At 64.9% G+C, this 20,004-nt stretch carries 18 protein-coding genes; 7 read left to right on the top strand and 11 right to left on the bottom strand.

The features are described 5' to 3' along the window. The first annotated feature begins 196 nt into the window (after positions 1 to 196). The gene (locus ACTXG5_RS23770) at positions 197 to 907 is read left to right on the top strand and encodes a GntR family transcriptional regulator (protein ID WP_445161124.1); all 711 of its coding nucleotides are present in this window, start codon (positions 197 to 199) and stop codon (positions 905 to 907) included. On the opposite strand, the gene ACTXG5_RS23775 is transcribed toward ACTXG5_RS23770, so the two are convergent. Together ACTXG5_RS23775 and frc (ACTXG5_RS23780) are read right to left on the bottom strand one after the other, a co-directional pair. Beyond that, positions 871 to 2,337 carry an OFA family MFS transporter gene (locus ACTXG5_RS23775; RefSeq protein ID WP_445161125.1) on the bottom strand — a complete coding sequence of 489 codons (1,467 nt, stop codon included), beginning with the start codon at positions 2,335 to 2,337 and terminating at the stop codon, positions 871 to 873. The genes ACTXG5_RS23770 and ACTXG5_RS23775 overlap by 37 nt on opposite strands. A gap of 248 nt (positions 2,338 to 2,585) precedes the next feature. Further along, positions 2,586 to 3,815: a formyl-CoA transferase gene (gene frc / locus ACTXG5_RS23780; RefSeq protein ID WP_445161126.1), complete on the bottom strand. Its 1,230-nt coding sequence runs from the start codon at positions 3,813 to 3,815 to the stop codon at positions 2,586 to 2,588. Positions 3,816 to 4,378: 563 nt separating this feature from the next. On the opposite strand from frc (ACTXG5_RS23780), the gene ACTXG5_RS23785 reads away from it, so the two are divergent. Beyond that, positions 4,379 to 5,593 carry an OFA family MFS transporter gene (locus ACTXG5_RS23785; protein WP_445161127.1) on the top strand — a complete coding sequence of 405 codons (1,215 nt, stop codon included), beginning with the start codon at positions 4,379 to 4,381 and terminating at the stop codon, positions 5,591 to 5,593. Positions 5,594 to 5,918: 325 nt separating this feature from the next. Here the strand turns inward: ACTXG5_RS23785 and frc (ACTXG5_RS23790) are convergent, their stop codons facing one another. From frc (ACTXG5_RS23790) to ACTXG5_RS23800, 3 genes are all read right to left on the bottom strand, one after another. Further along, complete coding sequence (gene frc / locus ACTXG5_RS23790; RefSeq protein ID WP_445161128.1) at positions 5,919 to 7,175, bottom strand: formyl-CoA transferase; 1,257 nt, start codon at positions 7,173 to 7,175, stop codon at positions 5,919 to 5,921. Between the two features lie 81 nt (positions 7,176 to 7,256). Continuing rightward, complete coding sequence (gene oxc, locus ACTXG5_RS23795; RefSeq protein WP_445161129.1) at positions 7,257 to 8,981, bottom strand: oxalyl-CoA decarboxylase; 1,725 nt, start codon at positions 8,979 to 8,981, stop codon at positions 7,257 to 7,259. 171 nt (positions 8,982 to 9,152) lie between these two features. Next, entirely contained in the window at positions 9,153 to 10,142 is a 990-nt protein-coding gene (locus ACTXG5_RS23800) for a LysR family transcriptional regulator (protein WP_445161130.1), read from the bottom strand. Positions 10,143 to 10,312: 170 nt separating this feature from the next. Between ACTXG5_RS23800 and ACTXG5_RS23805 the strand changes: the two genes are divergently transcribed. The 3 genes from ACTXG5_RS23805 (at position 10,313) to ACTXG5_RS23815 (ending at position 12,398) form a co-directional block, all read left to right on the top strand. Continuing rightward, positions 10,313 to 10,834 (top strand): PAS domain-containing protein, encoded by a 522-nt coding sequence (locus ACTXG5_RS23805; RefSeq protein ID WP_445161131.1) that lies wholly within the window; start codon positions 10,313 to 10,315, stop codon positions 10,832 to 10,834. 34 nt (positions 10,835 to 10,868) lie between these two features. After that, positions 10,869 to 11,618, top strand: a complete 750-nt coding sequence (locus ACTXG5_RS23810; protein ID WP_445161132.1) for an enoyl-CoA hydratase — start codon at positions 10,869 to 10,871, stop codon at positions 11,616 to 11,618. Positions 11,619 to 11,816: 198 nt separating this feature from the next. Further along, entirely contained in the window at positions 11,817 to 12,398 is a 582-nt protein-coding gene (locus ACTXG5_RS23815) for a hypothetical protein (RefSeq protein WP_445161133.1), read from the top strand. A gap of 7 nt (positions 12,399 to 12,405) precedes the next feature. Here ACTXG5_RS23815 and ACTXG5_RS23820 read toward each other — a convergent pair whose 3' ends face one another. From ACTXG5_RS23820 to rimP, 6 genes are all read right to left on the bottom strand, one after another. Beyond that, positions 12,406 to 13,416, bottom strand: a complete 1,011-nt coding sequence (locus ACTXG5_RS23820; RefSeq protein ID WP_445161134.1) for a DHH family phosphoesterase — start codon at positions 13,414 to 13,416, stop codon at positions 12,406 to 12,408. Beyond that, a complete protein-coding gene (gene rbfA, locus ACTXG5_RS23825) occupies positions 13,391 to 13,900 on the bottom strand; it encodes a 30S ribosome-binding factor RbfA (protein ID WP_445161135.1) in 510 nt (169 codons plus the stop codon). Before rbfA ends, ACTXG5_RS23820 begins: the two co-directional genes overlap by 26 nt. Next, positions 13,900 to 16,686, bottom strand: coding sequence for a translation initiation factor IF-2 (gene infB / locus ACTXG5_RS23830; RefSeq protein ID WP_445161136.1), 2,787 nt, complete (start codon positions 16,684 to 16,686; stop codon positions 13,900 to 13,902). The genes rbfA and infB overlap by 1 nt, the downstream gene beginning before the upstream one ends. 64 nt (positions 16,687 to 16,750) lie before the next feature. After that, positions 16,751 to 17,074, bottom strand: a complete 324-nt coding sequence (locus ACTXG5_RS23835; protein ID WP_445161137.1) for a YlxR family protein — start codon at positions 17,072 to 17,074, stop codon at positions 16,751 to 16,753. A 169-nt stretch (positions 17,075 to 17,243) separates the two neighbouring features. After that, positions 17,244 to 18,287 carry a transcription termination factor NusA gene (gene nusA, locus ACTXG5_RS23840; protein ID WP_445161138.1) on the bottom strand — a complete coding sequence of 348 codons (1,044 nt, stop codon included), beginning with the start codon at positions 18,285 to 18,287 and terminating at the stop codon, positions 17,244 to 17,246. Further along, the gene (gene rimP / locus ACTXG5_RS23845; protein ID WP_445161139.1) at positions 18,284 to 18,817 is read right to left on the bottom strand and encodes a ribosome maturation factor RimP; all 534 of its coding nucleotides are present in this window, start codon (positions 18,815 to 18,817) and stop codon (positions 18,284 to 18,286) included. The genes nusA and rimP overlap by 4 nt, the downstream gene beginning before the upstream one ends. Positions 18,818 to 19,033: 216 nt before the next feature. On the opposite strand from rimP, the gene ACTXG5_RS23850 reads away from it, so the two are divergent. Both ACTXG5_RS23850 and ACTXG5_RS23855 read left to right on the top strand, forming a co-directional pair. Then, positions 19,034 to 19,561 (top strand): hypothetical protein, encoded by a 528-nt coding sequence (locus ACTXG5_RS23850; RefSeq protein ID WP_445161140.1) that lies wholly within the window; start codon positions 19,034 to 19,036, stop codon positions 19,559 to 19,561. Beyond that, complete coding sequence (locus ACTXG5_RS23855) at positions 19,558 to 20,004, top strand: ferritin-like domain-containing protein (RefSeq protein ID WP_445161141.1); 447 nt, start codon at positions 19,558 to 19,560, stop codon at positions 20,002 to 20,004. The genes ACTXG5_RS23850 and ACTXG5_RS23855 overlap by 4 nt, the downstream gene beginning before the upstream one ends.

Here is a 20,004-nt window from a genome sequence, read left to right on the forward strand (position 1 = left end):
CACGAATCACGTCGGCGATATTTGCTATCTGGCTCCAAAGCGCCTGACCTGCCTGTATCCTGTATACAACCTTGAGAAAAGCTGCGGATTCCACAGTGTCGTAGCCACAGACTCCGACGTCGTGGGCGGTATGCTACGTGCGCAGTTTTCGGGGCAGCAACTGTCGTTAACCAGGACGAGAGTGAGGAAAGACTTCATGGTCACCACCGGCGCGCCGAGCGAGGCTGGATCGCGTATGCGGCTGGAGCGTCCGGCGCCGTTGCGCGAGGCCGCTTATGAGGCGCTGATGGAGTTGATCATCACCCGTGAGCTGCAGCCCGGCCAGCATTTGGTGGAGAACGAGTTGGCGGCGCAACTCGGCGTGAGCCGCCAACCCATTCGAGAGGCGTTGCAGCGCTTGCAAAGCGAGGGGTGGGTCGACCTGCGCCCGGCGTTGGGCGCATTTGTCCATGTGCCCACCGACGCCGAGGCCGATGAGCTGTTGGGCGTGCGTACCTTGCTGGAAGCCGAGTCGGCCAGATTGGCTGCCCGCGCGGCCAAACCGCCCCAGGTGGAACGTCTCTGGGAGCTGCACCGGACCGGAGAGAAGGCACTCGCCGGCGGCGACAAGGAGGGCCTTGTCACCGCCAACGATGCCTTTCACTCCTATATCGTTGCCATGTCCGCGAACAGCGTGCTGGCCAACCTCATCGGCCAGGTCGGCCGCCGGGTGCGTTGGTACTACGAGCCGATCGCATTAGCCCGCGGCAAGGACGCCTGGGACGAACATTCCGAGCTGATCATGGCCATCGCCGCGCGCAGCGGCAAGCGTGCCGGAGACCTGATGCGCCGCCACACCGAACGGACCCGCGAGATTTACCACGAGCGACGTCAAGAAGCCGCCGACGGTGCCGAGGGTGTGGCATGATCCACCGGCTGGGGGATCACCACATCCTTCGCCCGCCGTCCCGGCTGCCGCAACAATCCCGCAATGCCGGCCGAGAGCAGCGCGCATACTGCGGCCAGCCAATAGGCACCGGTGTAACCCCAGGCATCAATCACACTGGCGCCCACGCCAATTCCCATGATCGAGCCGACCAGCTTGGAGCTGTAGACGATGCCGTAGTTGCTGGCGTTGTTGTTTTCACCGAAGTAGTCGGTGGTCAGCGTGGCGAAGAGCGGATAGAAAGCACCGCCGCCGAACCCGACGAGGACGGCAAAAAAGATGAAGGCGATCTCGTTCTTGGCAAGCCCCGTGTAGAGCAGGCCGATCAGGGCGACGACCGACACCAGCAGCACCACCAGCAGCGTCTGCTTACGACCGATCCGGTCTGAGACATAGCCGGTCGCGGCGCGGCCGACGCCATTGATGATCGAAAGCACGCCTGCCGACGACGCCACGATCAACGCGCCGAAGCCGAGATGTTTGGCGAACGGAACCATGTAACTGATGCCGAACAGCGAGACGCCAGTGGTGATCCCCAACGACACCCACATCAACGGCAGCATGCCCGTCCTGATCGCCTCCACCGGACCGTATTGCCGGACGGCAGGCGGGTTCTTCTGAAGGCTTCTGATGTTGGAGTGGTCGGCAGCGTACTGCAGGGGGTCGACATCTGCCGGCCACCAGTTCTTGGGCGGGTCCTGGAAAAAGGAACCGCATACCGTGAGAACGATCAGCATGAACGCCCCCACCAGGTCAAGAACCCATACATAGGTGTTGGGATTCAGTGCATAACTGAAGATGAAGATGAAAGGTACGGCGCCGTAAGCGAATCCGCCGCAGACGAACCCCGTCTTGGCGCCTCGCCGCTCTGGATACCACTTACCGACGATGGTGATCCCCGTCGAGTACACCAAGCCGACGCCGCAACCGCCGCACACCGCGAATCCGAGGAAGGCCACAACCAAATTGCTGCTGTGAGCCACGGTGACGAAACCCACCGCCGACAATACGGCGGCGGCCAGCATGGTAGATCTAGCCGAGGTGATTCCCTTCTCCCGAAGGCGCCCGGCGGGATAGGCAGCGGCTGCTTGAAACACGGCCCAGACGGAGAGCAGCCAGAAGGTTTGGGACAGGCTCCAGCCATGGGCATGGCGCAGGGTGTCAGCGGCGGCGCCGTAGCCGTATTCAAAAACGCTGACTGCCATCATTGCGATCCACGGCAGCCAGACCATGGACGCTCGGGACCTGCCGAGCAAATCGCGATCACTTTCGCCGACGCGATAGATGCGACCATTCGCATCGATCACCTCGCGATAGCTTGCGAGAGTTGAAGACATCGTTGACTCACTTTCGGAAAATGGACAAGGGGGGTCGGCTCGAGAGCCGCTGGCGTCGAACGACGCGGCGGCCATCGGGTTCGTGGCTTGGTTCTGTATCGGGGAAATATCTGCCCCGCAGGACCTATGGCGGTGCACGGCCGGTGATTTCGGCAGTACAGCGCACCCTGTGAGCCACGCCTGACACCCGAAACCAGGGCCGGCCAGTCATGACCCACCTCGGTCTTGCACCGAGTTGCGCGCGGTCATCTCCCACAACCGGGTCCTTCTCCGCCGAGCCAGTCGATCTCTAGGTGCGTCTCATGCCCGTGTCGGCTCCGCGCTCAGATCACACCGGCGGTTTTGAAGCGCCGCAACTGCTCCGGCGAATAGCCGAGCTCCGCGCAGATTTCCTGGGTGTGCTCGCCCAGCAGCGGTGGACGCACGACATCGACCGGCGAATCAGAGAGCCTAAGCGGGCTGCCGACGGTCTTGAAGCTTCCGCGCTCGGGGTGCTCGACGGTGACGATCGCCTCCAGATCCGCCAGTGTCTGGTCCTCGATCAGCTCCTTGGTGCTCAGCACCGGACCGCAGGGAACATTGAGAGCAGTGAGCGCCTCCATGGCCTCCCACTTGGTATGCCGTTGACTCCAGTCCTCGATCAACGCGAAAACCTTGTCCAGCTTGGGTAGTCGATCTTCTGGCCGAGACCAGGCCGGATCATCGGCGAGGTCAGGCCGGCCGATGAGCTGCGTGAGCGGCGCCCACCCAACAGGCTGGACGATGACGTAGATGTAGTCGTTGGGACCGCCACCTTTGGTGCGAACGGCCCATCCGGGTTGGCCTCCACCGGACGCGTTGCCCGCCCGGGGCACCTCGTCGCCGAAGTGCTCGTTGGGGTATTCGTGCAGTGGACCATGCGCCAGGCGTTGCTGATCGCGCAGCTTCACCCGACAGAGGTTGAGCACGGCCGCTTGCATCGCAACCTCAACACGTTGCCCCCGGCCCGTGTTGGTGCGCTGTAACAGTGCAGCCAGGATCGCGGCGACGAGGTGAATCCCGGTGCCTGAGTCGCCGATCTGTGCACCCGTGGCGGTGGGCGGACCGTCCTCGAAACCCGTTGTGGCCATGGCACCGCCCATCGCCTGGGCGATGATTTCGTACGCTTTGAAGTTGAAGTACTTGCCCGGCCCGAATCCTTTGATCGATGCATAGACCAACCCCGGGTTGATCTCCTGCAGCCGTTCCCAACTGAATCCGAACCGGTCGACGACACCGGGACCGAAGTTCTCCACCAGAACGTCGGCGCGTTCCACGAGTCTGGTGAAGATCTCCTTGCCGTCATCGCTTTTCATGTTGACGGTCACACTGCGCTTGTTGCAGTTGAGCATCGTGAAATAAAGGCTGTCCACATCGGCAAGGTCGCGCAGTTGGCCCCGGGTGACGTCTCCGCCTCTCGGTGTTTCGAGCTTGATGACGTCGGCGCCTAGCCAGGCGAGCATCTGTGTAGCCGACGGGCCCGACTGGACGTGAGTCATATCGAGCACCCGAACTCCGTCTAATGCTTTACCCATGAGATCTCCGTGAGAGTTGTCGTTGCGGTTGAAAGCTCGTATCGCCTTGGGGGCCGAGTGCTCCGCTGCCCGGTCAATCCTGCGCACAGCAGGAGATTCCGAAGCAGTGAATTCGGCTGCAACGTCCGGGCGAGACTGGCTGTCTACTGCAGACTGTATACCGTATACGACAAGTGTTACTTAAATACCGGGCAATTGTCTAGCGGTGGTTTCCCCTGCGAACGCCGATCCCGGTCCCCCGCCACCGATTGAATGGACGCTGCCGGGCATCGGGGGCCAAGCATTAGTTAGCCAAAGTTGTTTGCCGAATAACGTTGCGCCGCGCGCTCTCACACGCCCCCAGGGCTCCTGGTCACGGAGCCGGGTACGCGCCACTAGACACGCGAGGTTAAACAGGAGTACAACATGTGCATACTGTATACACTAGGAGCATGATGCCTGGCGGTGATGGAATCTCGGTCCTGCAGATCCGAGCGCATGGGTGCTCGTATCGTATCGGCGAACAGCCGCACGACATCATGGCACGGTCGAGAAGCTGGATGCTTTGGCTGCCATGGGCGGCAATGGCGAGTATCAGTGTGCTCCAATACGGCTACGGGGTCGCCGTCGTCGCCGTGCAGCCCCCGCATGGCCCGGCTACCGTCGGCGCTTTCTGGGTGCTGGCTCTATGGGTGGTATTCCAAGCAGCTGCCACCGCCGCTACCCCAGTACTGCGGCGGCGCTTGGGGATCGGCCCCTCAACTGCGATGTCGATCGGCGCTCTGTTGTCCGCCATTGGCCCGTTGACGCTGTCGTGCACCGGCAATCTGGGACTCACATTGTTCGGTTACTCCGTGCTGTGTGGCACCGGCGCCGGGATCGTTTACGCCACTTGCCTGTCCACCGTGGCACATTGGTATCCCGAGCAGCGCGGCGCGAAAGTTTCGCTGGTATCGGGCGCGTTCGGTTGCGGTGGAGTCCCCTTTGTCGTCTTGTTTGCCTCCGTGCTCGACCCCCACAACCTCGGGCCTGTCTTCACCGCCGTCGGGCTTTGTGTTCTCGTCGTACTGACGTTGTGCGGGCCCTTTTTTCGTGATCCACCGTCCGACTGGTGGCCCGCCGAGATCGACCCAAGACTGTGGGTCTTCGACAAGCGCATGAATCGCAGCCTGCTGGGCAACGCCCCAGCGATACGGCAGTATTGGCCCAGCGAGACGGCACGGACATCGGCCTTTGTGTTTATCTACCTCATTGTGGTGGTGGCGACGACGGCGACGCTGCTGGCCATCGTTTACGTACCGAGCATCGCTGTTGCGCACGGCTTGCCGCTAGCTGTCGGAGCAGCCGCCGTTGGTGTACTGGCACTGGTGAGCGGTGGCGGACGCAGCATCGCCAGCCGGTTCTCCGATCGATTTGGCAGACGTCAGACTCTGGGTCTGGCGTTAGGGACCGAGGGCTTTGCGCTCTTGGGCCTGGCGTTCTCGGCTTCGGCAGGTTCTGCCGTCGTGTTCGTGGTGTTTGCTGCGCTCAGCGGGTTGGCAGGCGGAGCCTTCTATTCGCTGTTTATCAATCTGGTCGCCGACTATTTCGGAGAGCGCAGCGCGGTCGCCAACTTCGGACTGATCTACAGCGCCAAGATCTTCGGCGGTCTGATCGGGGTGGGACTGCCCGCGATGTTGATACCTTCTGGGCAGTTGGGAATGGCTTTCGTCGTCATCGGCTTGATCTGCCTGTGCACCGCCCTCGCGGCACGGCTGCTGCAGCGGCCAGGCTATCCCGTTTGCAATCTGCCGAATTGACCACGTGCGGCAACGCCGCGCGGCAAAGCCAATGTGAAGGATCACCGGAATCGGTCCAATTTTGGCCGGCGATGGTTGTCTTGGGTGATAGGCAATCGTCGTGCACCGGTGACGTTTCCGCCTTCTCCCCCGATCTCCGTAGGCACTAAGCCGCGGTTGGCGCCGGCGCGCCACCATGTTCGATCACGTCGATGTCGCACTCGACTGTGGCTGTGAATCCCGAGCGCCCTGTCACGCAACGCGAAATGGCCCCAGGGACCAAATCCCTGGGGCCATCCCCGCCGCCATCCGGCGATCGGGGCACGCAGGCGCGTTGCGTGCCCTGTTAGACGACTATCGCGTTCTGCCGCCATCCGGCGATGGTGTCGGCGTCATAACCCAATTCGGCCAACACCTCGTCGGTGTGCTCGCCGAGCAGCGGTGCACCCTTGATCTCGGGTTTGAAGGAGGAGAATTTGATCGGGCTGCCGACGGTCAGGAACGTGCCGCGGCCCTTCTGCTCCACCTCGACGATGGTCCCGCTCTTACGCAGATCCTTGTCGTCGGCGAGATCCTTCATCGACATGACAGGTGCGCACGGCACCTCCCACTCGCGCAGGATGTCGACCGCTTCCCACTTCGTCTTGTCCGCCAGCCACTTCTCGATCTCCGCGAAGATCTCGAAGATCTTGTCCTGACGGGCCCGAGCGTTGCTGTAGCCCGGATCCTCGACCCACTCGGGGCGACCGATGGCCTCGGCAGTGCGCTTCCAGTTCTGCTCCTGGATGGTGAAGTAGATGTAGGCGTTGGGGTCGGTCTCCCAGCCCTTGCACTTGACCACCCAGCCGGGCTGGCCACCGCCGCCGGCATTGCCGCCACGGGGCACGGCCTCGCCGAATTCGCCGTGGGGGTATTGCGGATACTCCTCCAAGTAGCCGATGCGCTCGAGGCGCTGTTGGTCGCGCAGCTTCACCCGGCACAGGTTCAGCACGGAGTCCTGCATCGATGCGGACACCTTCTGGCCCTTGCCGGTCTTGTCGCGGGCGATCAGTGCGGTCAAAATGCCGATCATCAGATGCATTCCGGTATTGGAGTCGCCCAAGGCGCCCCCGGCCACGGTCGGCGGGCCATCCCAGAAGCCGGTGGTGGACGCGTTGCCGCCGGCGCACTGCGCGACGTTCTCGTAGACCTTGAGGTCGTTCCACGACGAGTCGTCATTGAAGCCCTTGACCGAGCCAAAGATCAGGCGCGGGTTCCACTCCTGGATCTTGTCCCAGGACAGCCCCATGCGGTCCATCGCGCCGGGTGCGAAGTTCTCCACCAAGACGTCCGCCTCGCGGATCAACTTCTCCATCACCTCCAGGCCTTGCGGAGATTTCGTGTCGATCGCCAGGGAGCGCTTGTTGCTGTTAAGCATGGTGAAGTACAAGGCATCGACATCGGGTATGTCGCGCAATTGATTACGCGTCACATCACCGCCAGTCGTACGCTCAACCTTGAGGACGTCCGCTCCAAACCAGGCAAGCATCTGGGTGCAGGCTGGGCCCGCCTGAACCCCGGTGAAGTCGATGACTTTGATCCCGGACAACGGCAGTTCGGCCATAACAGATTTCCTTTCTCGTCGTTGATTTCTCGTCGTCTTGACTCGGTGTCTTGGCTGTTACGCCGATCCACCAAAGGCCTGTCAGCCCTTGTTGGTTATCCCCTTGGGATTGAGGTGGGCGATATTGCCGCTCTCGGTCCCATCGGACGGATCGATCAAGCAATCGATCAGTGCCGGCCGCCCGGATGCCAGGGCCTCCCGCAACGCCGCGGCGACTTCGTCGGGCGTCTCGGCACGGTATCCCGAACCGCCGAAGGCTTTGATCATGTACTCGTGATGGGCCTGCAACGCCGTCGGGGCCGGATCGTCAGACCCCGAGACGTCATCGCCGCGATACACGCCGCTGTTGTTGAGGATGACGGTGACGATGGGCAGCTTGTAGCGGCAGATTGTCTCCAATTCCATTCCGCTGAAACCAAAGGCGCTGTCACCTTCGATCGCCACGACAGGCTCGCCGGTCTCGACGGCGGCCGCGATCGCATATCCCATCCCGATGCCCATTACCCCCCAAGTCCCGCTATCCAACCGGCGACGGGGTCGATGCATGCCTATCGTGTTGCGGGCTAGATCAAGAGCGTTCGCGCCCTCGTTGACGAGGCATACCTGCGAATTGTCGTGCAGGACATCACGTATGGCCTGCAAGGCGCCGAGGAACTTCATCGGGTGGGCAGTGCGCGCGGCCGCGAGTCGGTCGGCCATTTTGGCGACATTTTGCGCCGCTTTGGCCGAGAGCTCCTCACGCCATTGTGTCGACGTGCTGATCAGGCCTAGTTTGGAGCGCTCCACCAGGGCCTGCATTACCGAGCCGATGTCACCGACAAGAGGAGCCGCAATCGGTTGGTTGCTGTCCATTTCGCTGGGCTCGATATCGACCTGAATGAACTTTGCATCGGGATTCCACTGCGGCGCATCGCCGTGACCGAGCAGCCAGTTCAACCGGGCACCCACCAAGAGGACGACATCGGCACGTCGCAGGGCCAGTGATCGCGACGTCGCCGCCGACTGCACGTGGTCATCGGGCAGCAGCCCCTTGGCCATCGACATCGGCAAGAACGGAACCCCAGTGCTTTCCACGAATTCTTTGATCTGCTCGTCGGCCTGGGCGTAAGCGGCACCCTTACCCAAAACGATCAAAGGTCGCTCGGCGGCGGCAAGCAGGTCGATTGCCGCATCTACCGCCTCGAGATCAGGCAGCTGCCGCGGCGCCGGATCGACCACCCGCCACAGCGTCTTGGCAGCAGCAGCCGCATCGACGACCTCGCCCAACACGGCCGCGGGGATGTCGAGGTAGACCCCGCCAGGACGCCCGGAAGCCGCGGTCCGAATTGCGCGCGCCACACCGCGGCCGATGTCCTGGGCCCGAGACACCCGGTAGGCCGCCTTAGCGAAGGGCCTGGCCGCGGCCAGCTGATCCATTTCCTCGTAGTCGCCACGCTGCAGATCAACGAGGTGACGTTCGCTGGAGCCCGAAATCTGAACCATGGGAAAGCAGTTGGTGGTCGCGTTGGCCAGTGCCACCAGTCCATTGAGAAAGCCGGGCGCCGACACCGTCAAGCAGATACCGGGTTTTTGGGTCAGGAAGCCGGCTGCTGCCGCGGCGTGCCCAGCGGCGCTCTCATGACGAAAACCTATGTAGCGGATCCCCGATGCCTGCGCGGTCCGCGCTAAGTCAGTGATCGGGATACCGACCAGCCCGTAGATGGTGTCGACATTATTGAGCCGAAGCGCGTCGACCACCAAATGAATTCCATCGGTGAGGGCCCCAGCGCCCTCGGTCTCGAAGTCTTCGATGGGAGCGGCGGTCATCGCGAGCACCCTTTCCGGCAGTTCATGCCTTTGTTGAATTGATTTCCTGCTCTTCACTTTTCCCTATGACTGGTCGGTCCGTCCAAGACCTAGCGGTACTCACGAGATAGACGGGAGTTATCACGGGCTCCACGACCCCGGCCGCGCCAGACGTCGTCGGCGATCGCGTCATCAGGCCACGAAAGTTCCCCTCACCGGCGTGCTCGCTACCACCATGTCCAAATCCGGATCGAACTCACCGCCTGCATCGCGGCCCCCGTAGCCAACGTCTTCGCCAAGGGGCGCGCCCACCGCCACGTTCAAAAACGCCCTTGCCGCAGCCGAACCCGGCGCTGAGGCATGGACGGCGATTGATATCGGCGCCCGTTGATCGGGCTCGACCAAGCGCAAACCCCGCATTGCACCGGTCATGGGCACCGCACGAAACCAGGTGTGCGGCACGATGCTTGCCCACGCTCCCGTCGCGACGTGAGCGTAAAGTGAAGCCACCGAATCGGTCTCAATTTGGGGCACGACCGCAGCACCGACTTTTGCAAACGCATCGTCGATGAACTGGCGAAAGCCGACTTCCGGGGCTAAAAGTGCGAGCGGCAGCGCAGCCGCCTCCGACCAGGTAATGCTGCCCGCCGCCGGCACGAGCTGCTTTCCCGACACAAGCAACACACACTGTTCCTCATAAAGCGGCACCAGCTCTAAGTCGGAGTTCTCGCGCACATCAAAATGGGCGATGGCGGCGTCGAGCTCGAAACAACGCACCCGGCGCACCAATTCCGTTGTCGGCAAATGGGAGTAGACCTTCACCCGCGCCAGCGGATGTAACGCGCAAAAGGCCGCGATCGGCAGTGCTGTCGTCGTCGATACCGTCGGCCCCGCCCCCAGCCGCAACACTCCAGAAATTCCAGACCTCAACGCGGCCGCTTCCGCTACCAGCCCGTCGTGTACCGCGAGAACTCTTTTCGCCCAAACGACAAGCCGGTCTCCTTCCACGGTGAGACCCTCGAAGTTGCGCCCACGATTGATCAACGTGACGTTGAGCTCGCGTTCCAGCTTGGCAATGGACGCCGACAGCGCAGGCTGGGACACGTAGCACGCTTCGGCCGCGCGCGCGAAGTGTCGTTCTCTCGCTACCGCAACGAAGTACTCCAGTTGACGTAGCAGCATGAAGACTCCTCCCTGCCTGCCCACTGCGCCGGATTGACTCTCGGCGCAATCACTTACTTTCGAGACTGTATGCAGTATGCATTATGCATTAGGCTACTCGCCAGTAGTAGGCACCGTTGATCTAGGGGCTCACCGATCGCCGGTGGCGTCACCACGAGGAAGGGAGATCAATGAACAGCCCAGACACAGACCCGGCGGCGCCGCAGGGTTACCCGGGCGCCATGGACGGCGACATGAGCGACGAATGGCTTGCCCAGGCTGTCCTCACGGCGACGCCCGAGGCGGTCGTGGTGTGCGACGCAGACGGGTTGATTCGGTTATGGAACGCCGGAGCGCAGCGCATGTTTGGCTACTCGCCGTCAGAGGCGACAGGGCAAAGCCTCGACATCATCATCCCGGCGAAGCTGCGGCAACGACATTGGGATGGCTATCACAAGACGATGGCCACCGGGGAGACCCGTTACGGAGACAAGTTATTGAGCGTGCCCGCAACTCACCGGGACGGGCACCGGCTGTCGGTCGAGTTCAGTGTCGCCCTGCTGGCGCACCACGACGGCCGGATCGTCGGAATATCTGCGGTCATGCGCGAGGTGACCGAGCGCCGGAACGACGAGCGAGCACTCCGTGGCCGGCTCGCCGAACTTGAGGGACGGCTCGCCGAGCTGGAGAGCACAGCCGATTTGAGGCGCTGACTTGGGGTCTATTGCGACCCTCTACGGTGATGCCATGAGCGACGACATCCTGCTGATCACCACCGACGAGCGGGTGCGCACCCTGACCCTCAACCGGCCGCAATCGCGCAATGCGCTGTCCTCGGCGCTACGGGATCGGTTCTTCGGGGCGCTGGCCGATGCCGAAACCGATGACGACGTCGACGTCGTCATCCTCACCGGCGCCGACCCGGTGTTCTGCGCCGGACTTGACCTCAAAGAGCTGGGTGACCAGGTGGCACTTCCCGACATCTCGCCGCGGTGGCCGTCGATGACCAAGCCGGTGATCGGCGCGATCAACGGCGCCGCGGTTACCGGCGGGCTGGAGCTGGTCCTGTACTGCGACATCGTGATCGCATCGGAGCAGGCACGCTTCGCCGACACCCATGCCCGGGTAGGCCTGCTGCCCACCTGGGGCCTCAGCGTGCGGCTGCCGCAAAAGGTGGGCATCGGCCTGGCCCGGCGGATGAGCCTCACGGGCGACTACCTGTCGGCCGCCGACGCGCTGCGGGCCGGGCTGGTGACCGAGGTGGTGGCGCACGACCAGCTGCTGGCGACCGCACGCCAGGTAGCCGCGTCCATCGTCGGCAATAACCAGAACGCGGTGCGGGCACTGCTGGCCTCCTACCACCGCATCGATGAGTCGCACACCGGCGAGGGCCTGTGGCTGGAAGCCATGGCGGCCAGGCAATTCCGGACCAGCGGCGACGACATCGCTGCCAATCGCGAGGCAGTGCTGCAACGCGGGCGGGCTCAAGTCCGTTAACGAGGGTCAGCGCGATGGCAGAATTCGGCTACTTGTCCACAAGACGAGCAATGTGGAAATGGCCGGGTACGGCTATTGCCGTAATTCCGTTAGTTATGCCGTTGACCTGTATCGCGAAACTTTTTGTCGCCAGCCGCGGCAATAGCCAATACGATCCCAACAGCGACCCGAAGCTATTCAGCCGAGCAGGAGGAATCGATGCGCGTTGTTGTCGACCTCATAATCCGGGTTCTCGGCGTCCTGACCCTGGCAACGGCATCCGCGCTCGTTGTCGAGCAGCACGCGGCCGCACAGCCGCCGCCGCGATTTCCCAGTCTGGACGGATACACCGCAGTTCCGGCCGATGGGTATCTCACGACCTCGCTGCCGGGCAGCTCGCCCCGGGTAAGTTTTTCGTCCCCCAACTCCGTGGTCTGTGACTTCTATGGCGGGCCGGCCCCCGCGCCACAACCGTCACAAGACATTAAGTGCAGCGGCGAAGTGCCCGGAATAGACGACATTCTCTTTCCCGGCGGGAATCACCCAAAACCGGGCGACTGCGTGGTGGGCTCGGTGAATTTCAAGGGACCCGGCTACGAATTGAGCCGCATGTCCTACGGCGGATGCGGCGGCAACGCGGCCGCATTGCCGTATAGCGGCAAGGCATTGGCGGTGGGGCAGAAATTGTCCTACCTCAACGTCACCTGCGCGGTGGGCGCTGACAATCTGGTCGCTTGTCTGGATACCACCAGCGGAGACCACGGATTCGTCCTGCAATCGGTGGGCAGCTGGGCGTTCTAACCCAGCCCTAATCAAGCGCCGTACGCAGCGATGCCACCACGTCGTCGATCGACCCGGCGGTCGAATAGCCGGCCGCGAGCCGGTGGCCACCGCCGCCGAACACCGACGCGACCGCGGCCAGATCCACATCCGTCTTGGCCCGCATCGAGACCGACCACTGTTGTGGGTCAACCTCTTTGAACACCGCAGCCACCTCGGCCTGCTGCGTGGTGCGCACGATGTCGACGATGCTCTCGACTTCCTCCGGACGTGAGTTGGTCCAGTCGTCGTTGTCGACGACCGCGTAGACCAGCCCGCGCCCGTCGACCGCGTCCGGCAGCAGCTGCGCCGAGCCGAGCACCCGCGACAGCAGCGGTAGCCAGACGAACGGATGGGTGTCCATCAGCGTTCGGCTGATCTTCGCGTTGTCCACGCCGATCTCGACCAGCCGGGCACCGAGCCGGAACGCCCGGGCGCTGGCCCAGCGGAACGATCCGGTGTCGGTGGTCAGCCCGGCGTAGATGCAGTGCGCGACGTCGCGGTCGATCGGCTTGCCCCACGCGTCGAGAAGTTCGGCCACCAACAGCGTCGTGGAGTCCGCCGACGGGTCGACGAAGTTCGCGGTGCCGAACATGTCGTTGGAGGCGTGGTGGTCGATCACCAGCAGTGGCTGGTCCGGGCCGGCCAAGTCACCGAGTGCACCGAGGCGTTTGACGCTCGGAACATCAACCGTCACAAGCAAATCGACGTCGCGGCGCATCGCGTCGGGGCCGACCAGCAGCTGGCAGCCGGGCAGCGAACGCAGCGACTCCGGCAGCTTCGCCGGTGCGGCGAAACTGACCTCGACCTGTTTGTCGCTTCTATCGAGCACCGTGGCCAGTGCCAGCCCGGCGCCAATGGTGTCGGCGTCGGGATGGACGTGGCAGATCACCCCGATTGTCGTTGCCGCCGAAAGTAACTCGGCGGCACCAACCGCATCCACCCGCGCGCCCACGATCGGGACGCGGGTCAGCTCAGTCTTCGGGTCGATGGTCGTCACCGGCGCCCTCACCGTCGAGCCCGTCCGCTGCCACCGCCGCCGGCTCCGTTACCGACCCGCCGTCACGGTATGGATCGGGCTCCCCGGCCGGCGTGGCGCCCACCCGAACCCGCGCGACGTCGGCGTCGGCGGCGCGAGCACGGGCCAGCAGCTCATCCATCCGCTGCACGTTGTCCGACGTGGTGTCCCGGGTGAACGCCAACGTGGGAGTGAAGCGCACGCCGGTGCCCGCTCCGACCTTGGTACGCAACGTCCCCTTGGCCCGTTCCAGCGCGGCCGCCGCCGCCTCGTAATCCGGCTCGTCGTCCAGCGTGGGTCCCATCACGGTGTAGAACACCGTCGCGTCGTGCAGGTCGTTGGTCACCTTCGCGTCAACGATGGTCACCCCGTCCAGGCCCGGATCCTTGATCTCGAACTCGATCGCCGAGGCGACGATGGTGTTGATCCGCTTGGCCAGCCGGCGCGCACGCCCCGGGTCAGCCATCAGGTGCGTTCCTTCTCGACCAGCTCGAAGGACTCGATGACGTCGCCCTCCTTGATGTCGGAGTAGCCCAGCGTCATACCGCACTCGAAGCCCTCACGGACCTCGGTCACGTCGTCCTTCTCCCGGCGCAACGACGCGATCGAAAGGTTGTCGGTGACCACGATGTTGTCGCGCAACAGACGAGCCTTGGCATTGCGGCGCACGATGCCGGAGCTGATCACGCACCCGGCGATGACACCGACCTTCGAGGACCGGAAGATCGCCCGGATCTCGGCCCGACCCAGCTGGTTCTCCTCGTAGATCGGCTTGAGCATGCCGCGCAGGGCCTTCTCGATCTCGTCGATCGCCTGGTAGATCACCGAGTAGTAGCGGATGTCCACGCCTTCGCGGTTGGCCAGCTCCGTCGCTTTGCCTTCGGCGCGCACGTTGAAGCCGATGATCACCGCGTCCGAGGCCGACGCCAGGTTGACGTTGGTCTCGGTGATGCCACCGACGCCGCGGTCGATGACGCGCAATTCCACCTCGTCGTCGATCTGGATTCCCATCAGGGCCTCTTCCAGCGCCTCGACGGTACCGGCGTTGTCGCCCTTGAGGATCAGGTTCAGCTGCGAAGTCTCCTTCAACGCGGCATCCAGATCGTCCAGGCTGATCCGCTTGCGGGACCGCGCGGCCAAGGCGTTGCGCTTGCGGGCGCTGCGCCGGTCGGCGATCTGGCGGGCAATGCGGTCCTCGTCGACCACCAGCAGGTTGTCACCGGCGCCGGGCACCGATGTGAAGCCGATGACCTGCACCGGGCGCGACGGGAGCGCCTCGTGGACGTCCTCGCCGTGCTCGTCGACCATCCGGCGGACACGCCCGTAGGCGTCACCGGCGACGATCGAGTCACCCACCCGCAGCGTGCCGCGCTGGATCAGCACGGTGGCCACCGGTCCACGACCACGGTCCAGGTGCGCCTCGATCGCCACACCCTGGGCCTCCATGTCGGGGTTGGCCCGCAGGTCCAAAGCGGCGTCGGCGGTCAGCAGCACCGCTTCTTCCAGCGCCGAGATGTTGGTGCCCTGCTTGGCCGAGATGTCGACGAACATCGTGTCGCCACCGAAATCCTCTGCCACCAAACCATATTCGGTGAGCTGGCCGCGGATCTTGGCCGGGTCGGCGCCTTCCTTGTCAATCTTGTTGACCGCCACCACGATTGGCACATCGGCCGCCTGCGCGTGGTTGATGGCCTCCACCGTCTGCGGCATCACGCCGTCGTCGGCGGCGACCACCAGGATCGCGATGTCGGTGGCCTTGGCGCCGCGGGCACGCATGGCGGTGAACGCCTCGTGACCCGGGGTGTCGATGAAGGTGATCAGCCGCTGGCTGCCCTCGAAATCAACGCCGACCTGGTAGGCACCGATGTGCTGAGTGATGCCACCGGCCTCGCCCTCGCGGACGCTGGCATTACGGATGGTGTCCAGCAGCCGGGTTTTACCGTGGTCGACGTGACCCATCACGGTCACCACCGGCGGACGCTGTTCGAGGTCCTCCTCGCCGCCCTCGTCCTCGCCGTAGGTCAGGTCGAACGACTCCAGCAGCTCGCGGTCTTCGTCCTCCGGGCTGACGACCTGGACGACGTAGTTCATCTCGCCGCCGAGCAGCTCGAGAGTCTCGTCGCCGACGGACTGGGTGGCCGTGACCATCTCGCCGAGGTTGAACAGCGCCTGCACCAGGGCCGCCGGGTTGGCGTTGATCTTGTCGGCGAAGTCGCTCAGCGATGCGCCGCGGGCCAGCCGAATCGTCTCGCCGTTGCCGTGCGGCAACCGCACGCCACCGACGACCGGCGCCTGCATGTTCTCGTACTCGGCACGTTTTGCCCGCTTCGACTTGCGGCCGCGCCGCGGGGCGCCACCGGGACGACCGAACGCGCCCGCGGCACCGCCGCGCTGGCCGGGACGGCCACCGCCGCCACCGGGACGTCCTTGGAAACCGCCGCCACCGCCGGGCGCGGCACCTACGCCGCCTCCGCCGCCGCGGTAGTTACCACCGCCGCCGTCGGTGCGGCCGCCGCCGGGACCACCGGGCCGGCCGCCGCCCCCGGGCCGGGGGCCACCGCCGCCGCCGCCGGTACGGGCCGGACGGAACTGCCCACCGCTGCTACCACCGGGACGGGGCGGCATGCTCCCTGGCGACGCGCCGCCGGGACGCGGCGCCCCGGGCCGGGGTGCTCCCGGCCGTGGGGCCTGCGGACGAGGAATGGGCCGGTCGACGGACGGTGTCGACGAGAACGGGTTGTTGCCGACGCGCGGGGTACGGGCTGCCGGCTTCGGGATCGGGCCGGGACGCGGGCCGGGTGTCGCACCGGATGGCGGCGCCTGTTCGCCGGGTGCCGGCGGTGCCGGCTGCCCGGGGGGCGGTGCCGAGGGGCGCGCGGGCGACGGCGCCGGCCGGTTGGGCGCAGGCGTCGGCGGGGCGGGTGCTTCGGTCGTCGCCGCCGGGGGAGCCGGGGCAGCCGCGGCAGCGGGCTTCGCGGGCGCGGCAGTCACCTCACCGTTCCCGGCGGGCTTTTGCATCGCCTTGTCCAGCGCCTTGTCGAGCGCCTTGTCCGGGCTCTTCACGGCTGCCTTTTCGGCGGCCGCCGGCTTACTGCCGCCGAAGGACTCGCGCAGCCGGCGCGCTACCGGCGCCTCTACCGTCGACGATGCGGATTTAACGAATTCGCCCTGTTCATTCAGCCGGGCGAGAACTTGCTTGCTGGTAACACCGAGTTCCTTAGCCAACTCGTGTACGCGGGCCTTGCCTGCCACTACATCTCCTGTCTATGAGGCGACAGTCGGTGGGCCGCGCCTCGGGTTTAGCTATGACACATGGTCATCGGGACTTCACGGTGTGCTCATGTTCTCTGCTACCTGTTCTGTTGCCCGGCGAGTCGAGCGCGGATAAGTGCTCGACCAACGCGGATGTGTCCGGTGGACGGTCGATGCGCAGCGCTTTTGTGAAAGCCCGCCGCCGAATCGCCTCGTGCACGCACCGCGGTACGGGATGCAACCAAGCACCCCGCCCCGGCAGGCTGGTCGCGGTGTCAACGATTACGGCGTATTCGCCGTTCCCGGTAGGCACAGCCACCACTCGGAGCAATTCGGTGGCCAACTCTCGCTTTCGGCACCCCACACACGTCCGCACGGGTCCACCCATGTGTCTGTGCGCCGAGGCCGAAGGCTCGCGCTGGATCACGGCTCAGTCTAGCGTCACGGAACCGATGGTCAGAACCACCCGGGGTGGGCCGTGACGTGCGGGCCTGATTGCGCACGCCGCCGCAGAAAACGGGCTTTCCCCAAACCAAACGCGCGCCGGCTATACCGGGTCAGTGATCATGCGCCATCGGGTGGCTGGCACCGTGTTCCGGCTGGTCCTCGGAATGCGAGGGCGAATCGCCGCGGATGTCGATGCGCCATCCGGTGAGCCGGGCGGCCAGCCGCGCGTTCTGCCCCTCCTTGCCGATGGCCAGCGACAACTGGAAGTCGGGCACCACCACGCGGGCGGCGCGGGCGGTCTCATCGATGACCGACACCGAAACCACCTTCGCCGGCGATAGCGCATTGGCGACGAACCGGGCCGGGTCCTCGTCGTAGTCGATGATGTCGATCTTCTCCCCGGAAAGCTCGCTCATCACGTTGCGCACCCGCTGCCCCATCGGACCGATGCACGCACCTTTGGCGTTCAGGCCGGACACTCGGGACACGACCGCGATCTTGGAGCGGTGGCCTGCCTCGCGGGCCACGGCCACGATCTCCACCGACCCGTCGGCGATCTCCGGCACTTCCAGCGAGAACAGCTTGCGGACCAGGTTGGGGTGGGTGCGAGACAACGTGATCATGGGCTCGCGCGACCCCCGCGTCACGCCGACCACGTAGCAGCGCACCCGGTTGCCGTGCTCGTAGCTCTCGCCGGGCACTTGTTCGGCCGCCGGGATGACGCCCTCGGATGCCTTGGTTTCGCTGCCCATCCGGACGACGACCAGACCGCGGGCGTTCGCGCGGCTGTCGCGCTGAATCACGCCCGCGACGATTTCGCCCTCGCGGGTGGAGAACTCGCCATACGTCCGCTCGTTCTCGGCGTCGCGAAAACGCTGCAGCATCACCTGGCGTGCGGTGGTCGCGGCGATGCGGCCGAAGCCCTCGGGGGTGTCGTCCCATTCGCTGATGACGTTGCCGTCCTCGTCCACCTCACGGGCGATCACCTGCACGACACCGGTCTTGCGGTCGATCTCGATGCGCGCATCGATCTGGTGGCCCTGGGTGTGCCGGTAGGCGGTCAGCAACGCCGACTTGATCGTTTCGAGCAGCTCATTGACCGAGATGCCCCGATCCACCTCGATGGCGTGCAACGCGCCCATGTCGATGTTCATGCTCCGGCCTCCGTCCTCCGGACCTCGCTCATACCCGCCAAATCCAACTCTTTTTGGGATGGCGACGAAAATTCAACCTGGACAACAGCTTTCGCGATCTCGACAAGCGGGATCTCGCGCACCGCCCAGTCGCGGCCGTCGCGGACCACCAGCCCCAGCGCGTCGGCGCGGGTCTCCCCCACCCGGCCGGTCAACTGCGAGCCGTCCGACAACTCCAGCTCGACCTTGCGGCCTCGCGCGCGGCGGAAGTGTTTCTCGCTGGTGAGTGGGCGGTCCACGCCCGGTGAACTGACCTCGAGCACATAGCCGTCGCTGATGCTGTCCAGACCGTCCAACAAAGCCGACGCCGAACGCGACAGGGCGGCTACGGCGTCCAGGTCCAGAGGGGTTTCACCATCGGCAATCACCGCGATCCGGGGCGGGCTCACCCGGGGATCGATGACCACGTCTTCGATCTCATAGCCGGCGCGCGCGAATTCCCCACCGAGTAGCTCGATCACCTGCGTCTGCGACGGTAGCCCGGTGGTCACGGCGAGCTCCTCATCTTGAGTTGTCCGGTCATCTGGCTGATGTCGCCGCCCCATGCATCTTCGGGCGGCTCCCGGTGTCCCGGTGGAATTGCAATAGCTGCAGTTCCGCGAGAACCGGGTACCAACGATACGCCAGGAATGGCGTAGGACGAGGTGATCGCGTAGGTCAAGGTCCTGGCATCGTGCCTGCCTTCGTTCCAATGGCAGGATGTTGCTGTGCCTAGCGCAGTACCTGTCACCAGCAGGCGGGGTGTGCTCGCCGGGGGTGCCGCACTTGCTGCGCTCGGGGTGGTCGTGTCCGCCTGTGGTGAGTCCCCGCCGAAACCGCCCGCGGCCGAAGAGCTGCTGGGGCCGTTAGACCAGGCCAGACGGGACACTGTGCTGGCTGGGGCCGCCGCCGCGGCGGTCGGGAATCCGCCGCAGGTCGCTGCCGCACTGACGGTGGTCGCGAACCAACGCGCCGCACACGCCCGTGCGCTTTCCACGGAGATCTCCCGGGCCGCCGGCAAGCTCACCGCCTCATCGAGTGAAACGACCGGCCCGAGCCCGGCCGCACCGACGGGGCCACCGCCGCCTCCACCACCGGTGTCCGACGTGATCAATGCGCTGCGCACCTCGGCCGACAACGCCGCTCGCCTGGTGTCCAGCCAATCGGGCTATCGGGCGGGGCTGCTCGCGTCCATCGCCGCGTCCTGCTCGGCGTCGTACACGGTCGCGCTGGTACCCGGGGGTCCGTCGATATGACCTCCGGCAAAGACGCCGACAACGCGGCACTGTGCGATGCGCTGGCCGTCGAGCACTCGACGATCTACGGCTACGGCATCGTGTCGGCACTCTCTCCGCCCAGCGTCAACGACTTGGTGGTGGACGCGCTGGGTCAGCACCGTCAGCGTCGCGACGATGTGATCGCCATGCTGGCCGCTCGCAAGGTCACCGCCCCACCCGCCGCCGCCGGCTATCAGTTGCCCTTGCTGGTGGGCAGCGCGGCCGACGCGGCTCGGCTGGCGACGCGGATGGAAAACGACGGTGCGACGGCGTGGCGCGCAGTCGTCGAACACGCCGAGACCGCCGAGGATCGGGCGTTCGCCTCGACGGCCCTGACCCAGAGCGCGGTGATGGCCGCCCGATGGAACCGCGTGCTGGGGGCCTGGCCGATCACGACGAGTTTCCCGGGTGGCAACGAGTAG

Source organism: Mycobacterium sp. Dal123C01 (genome assembly GCF_052566995.1).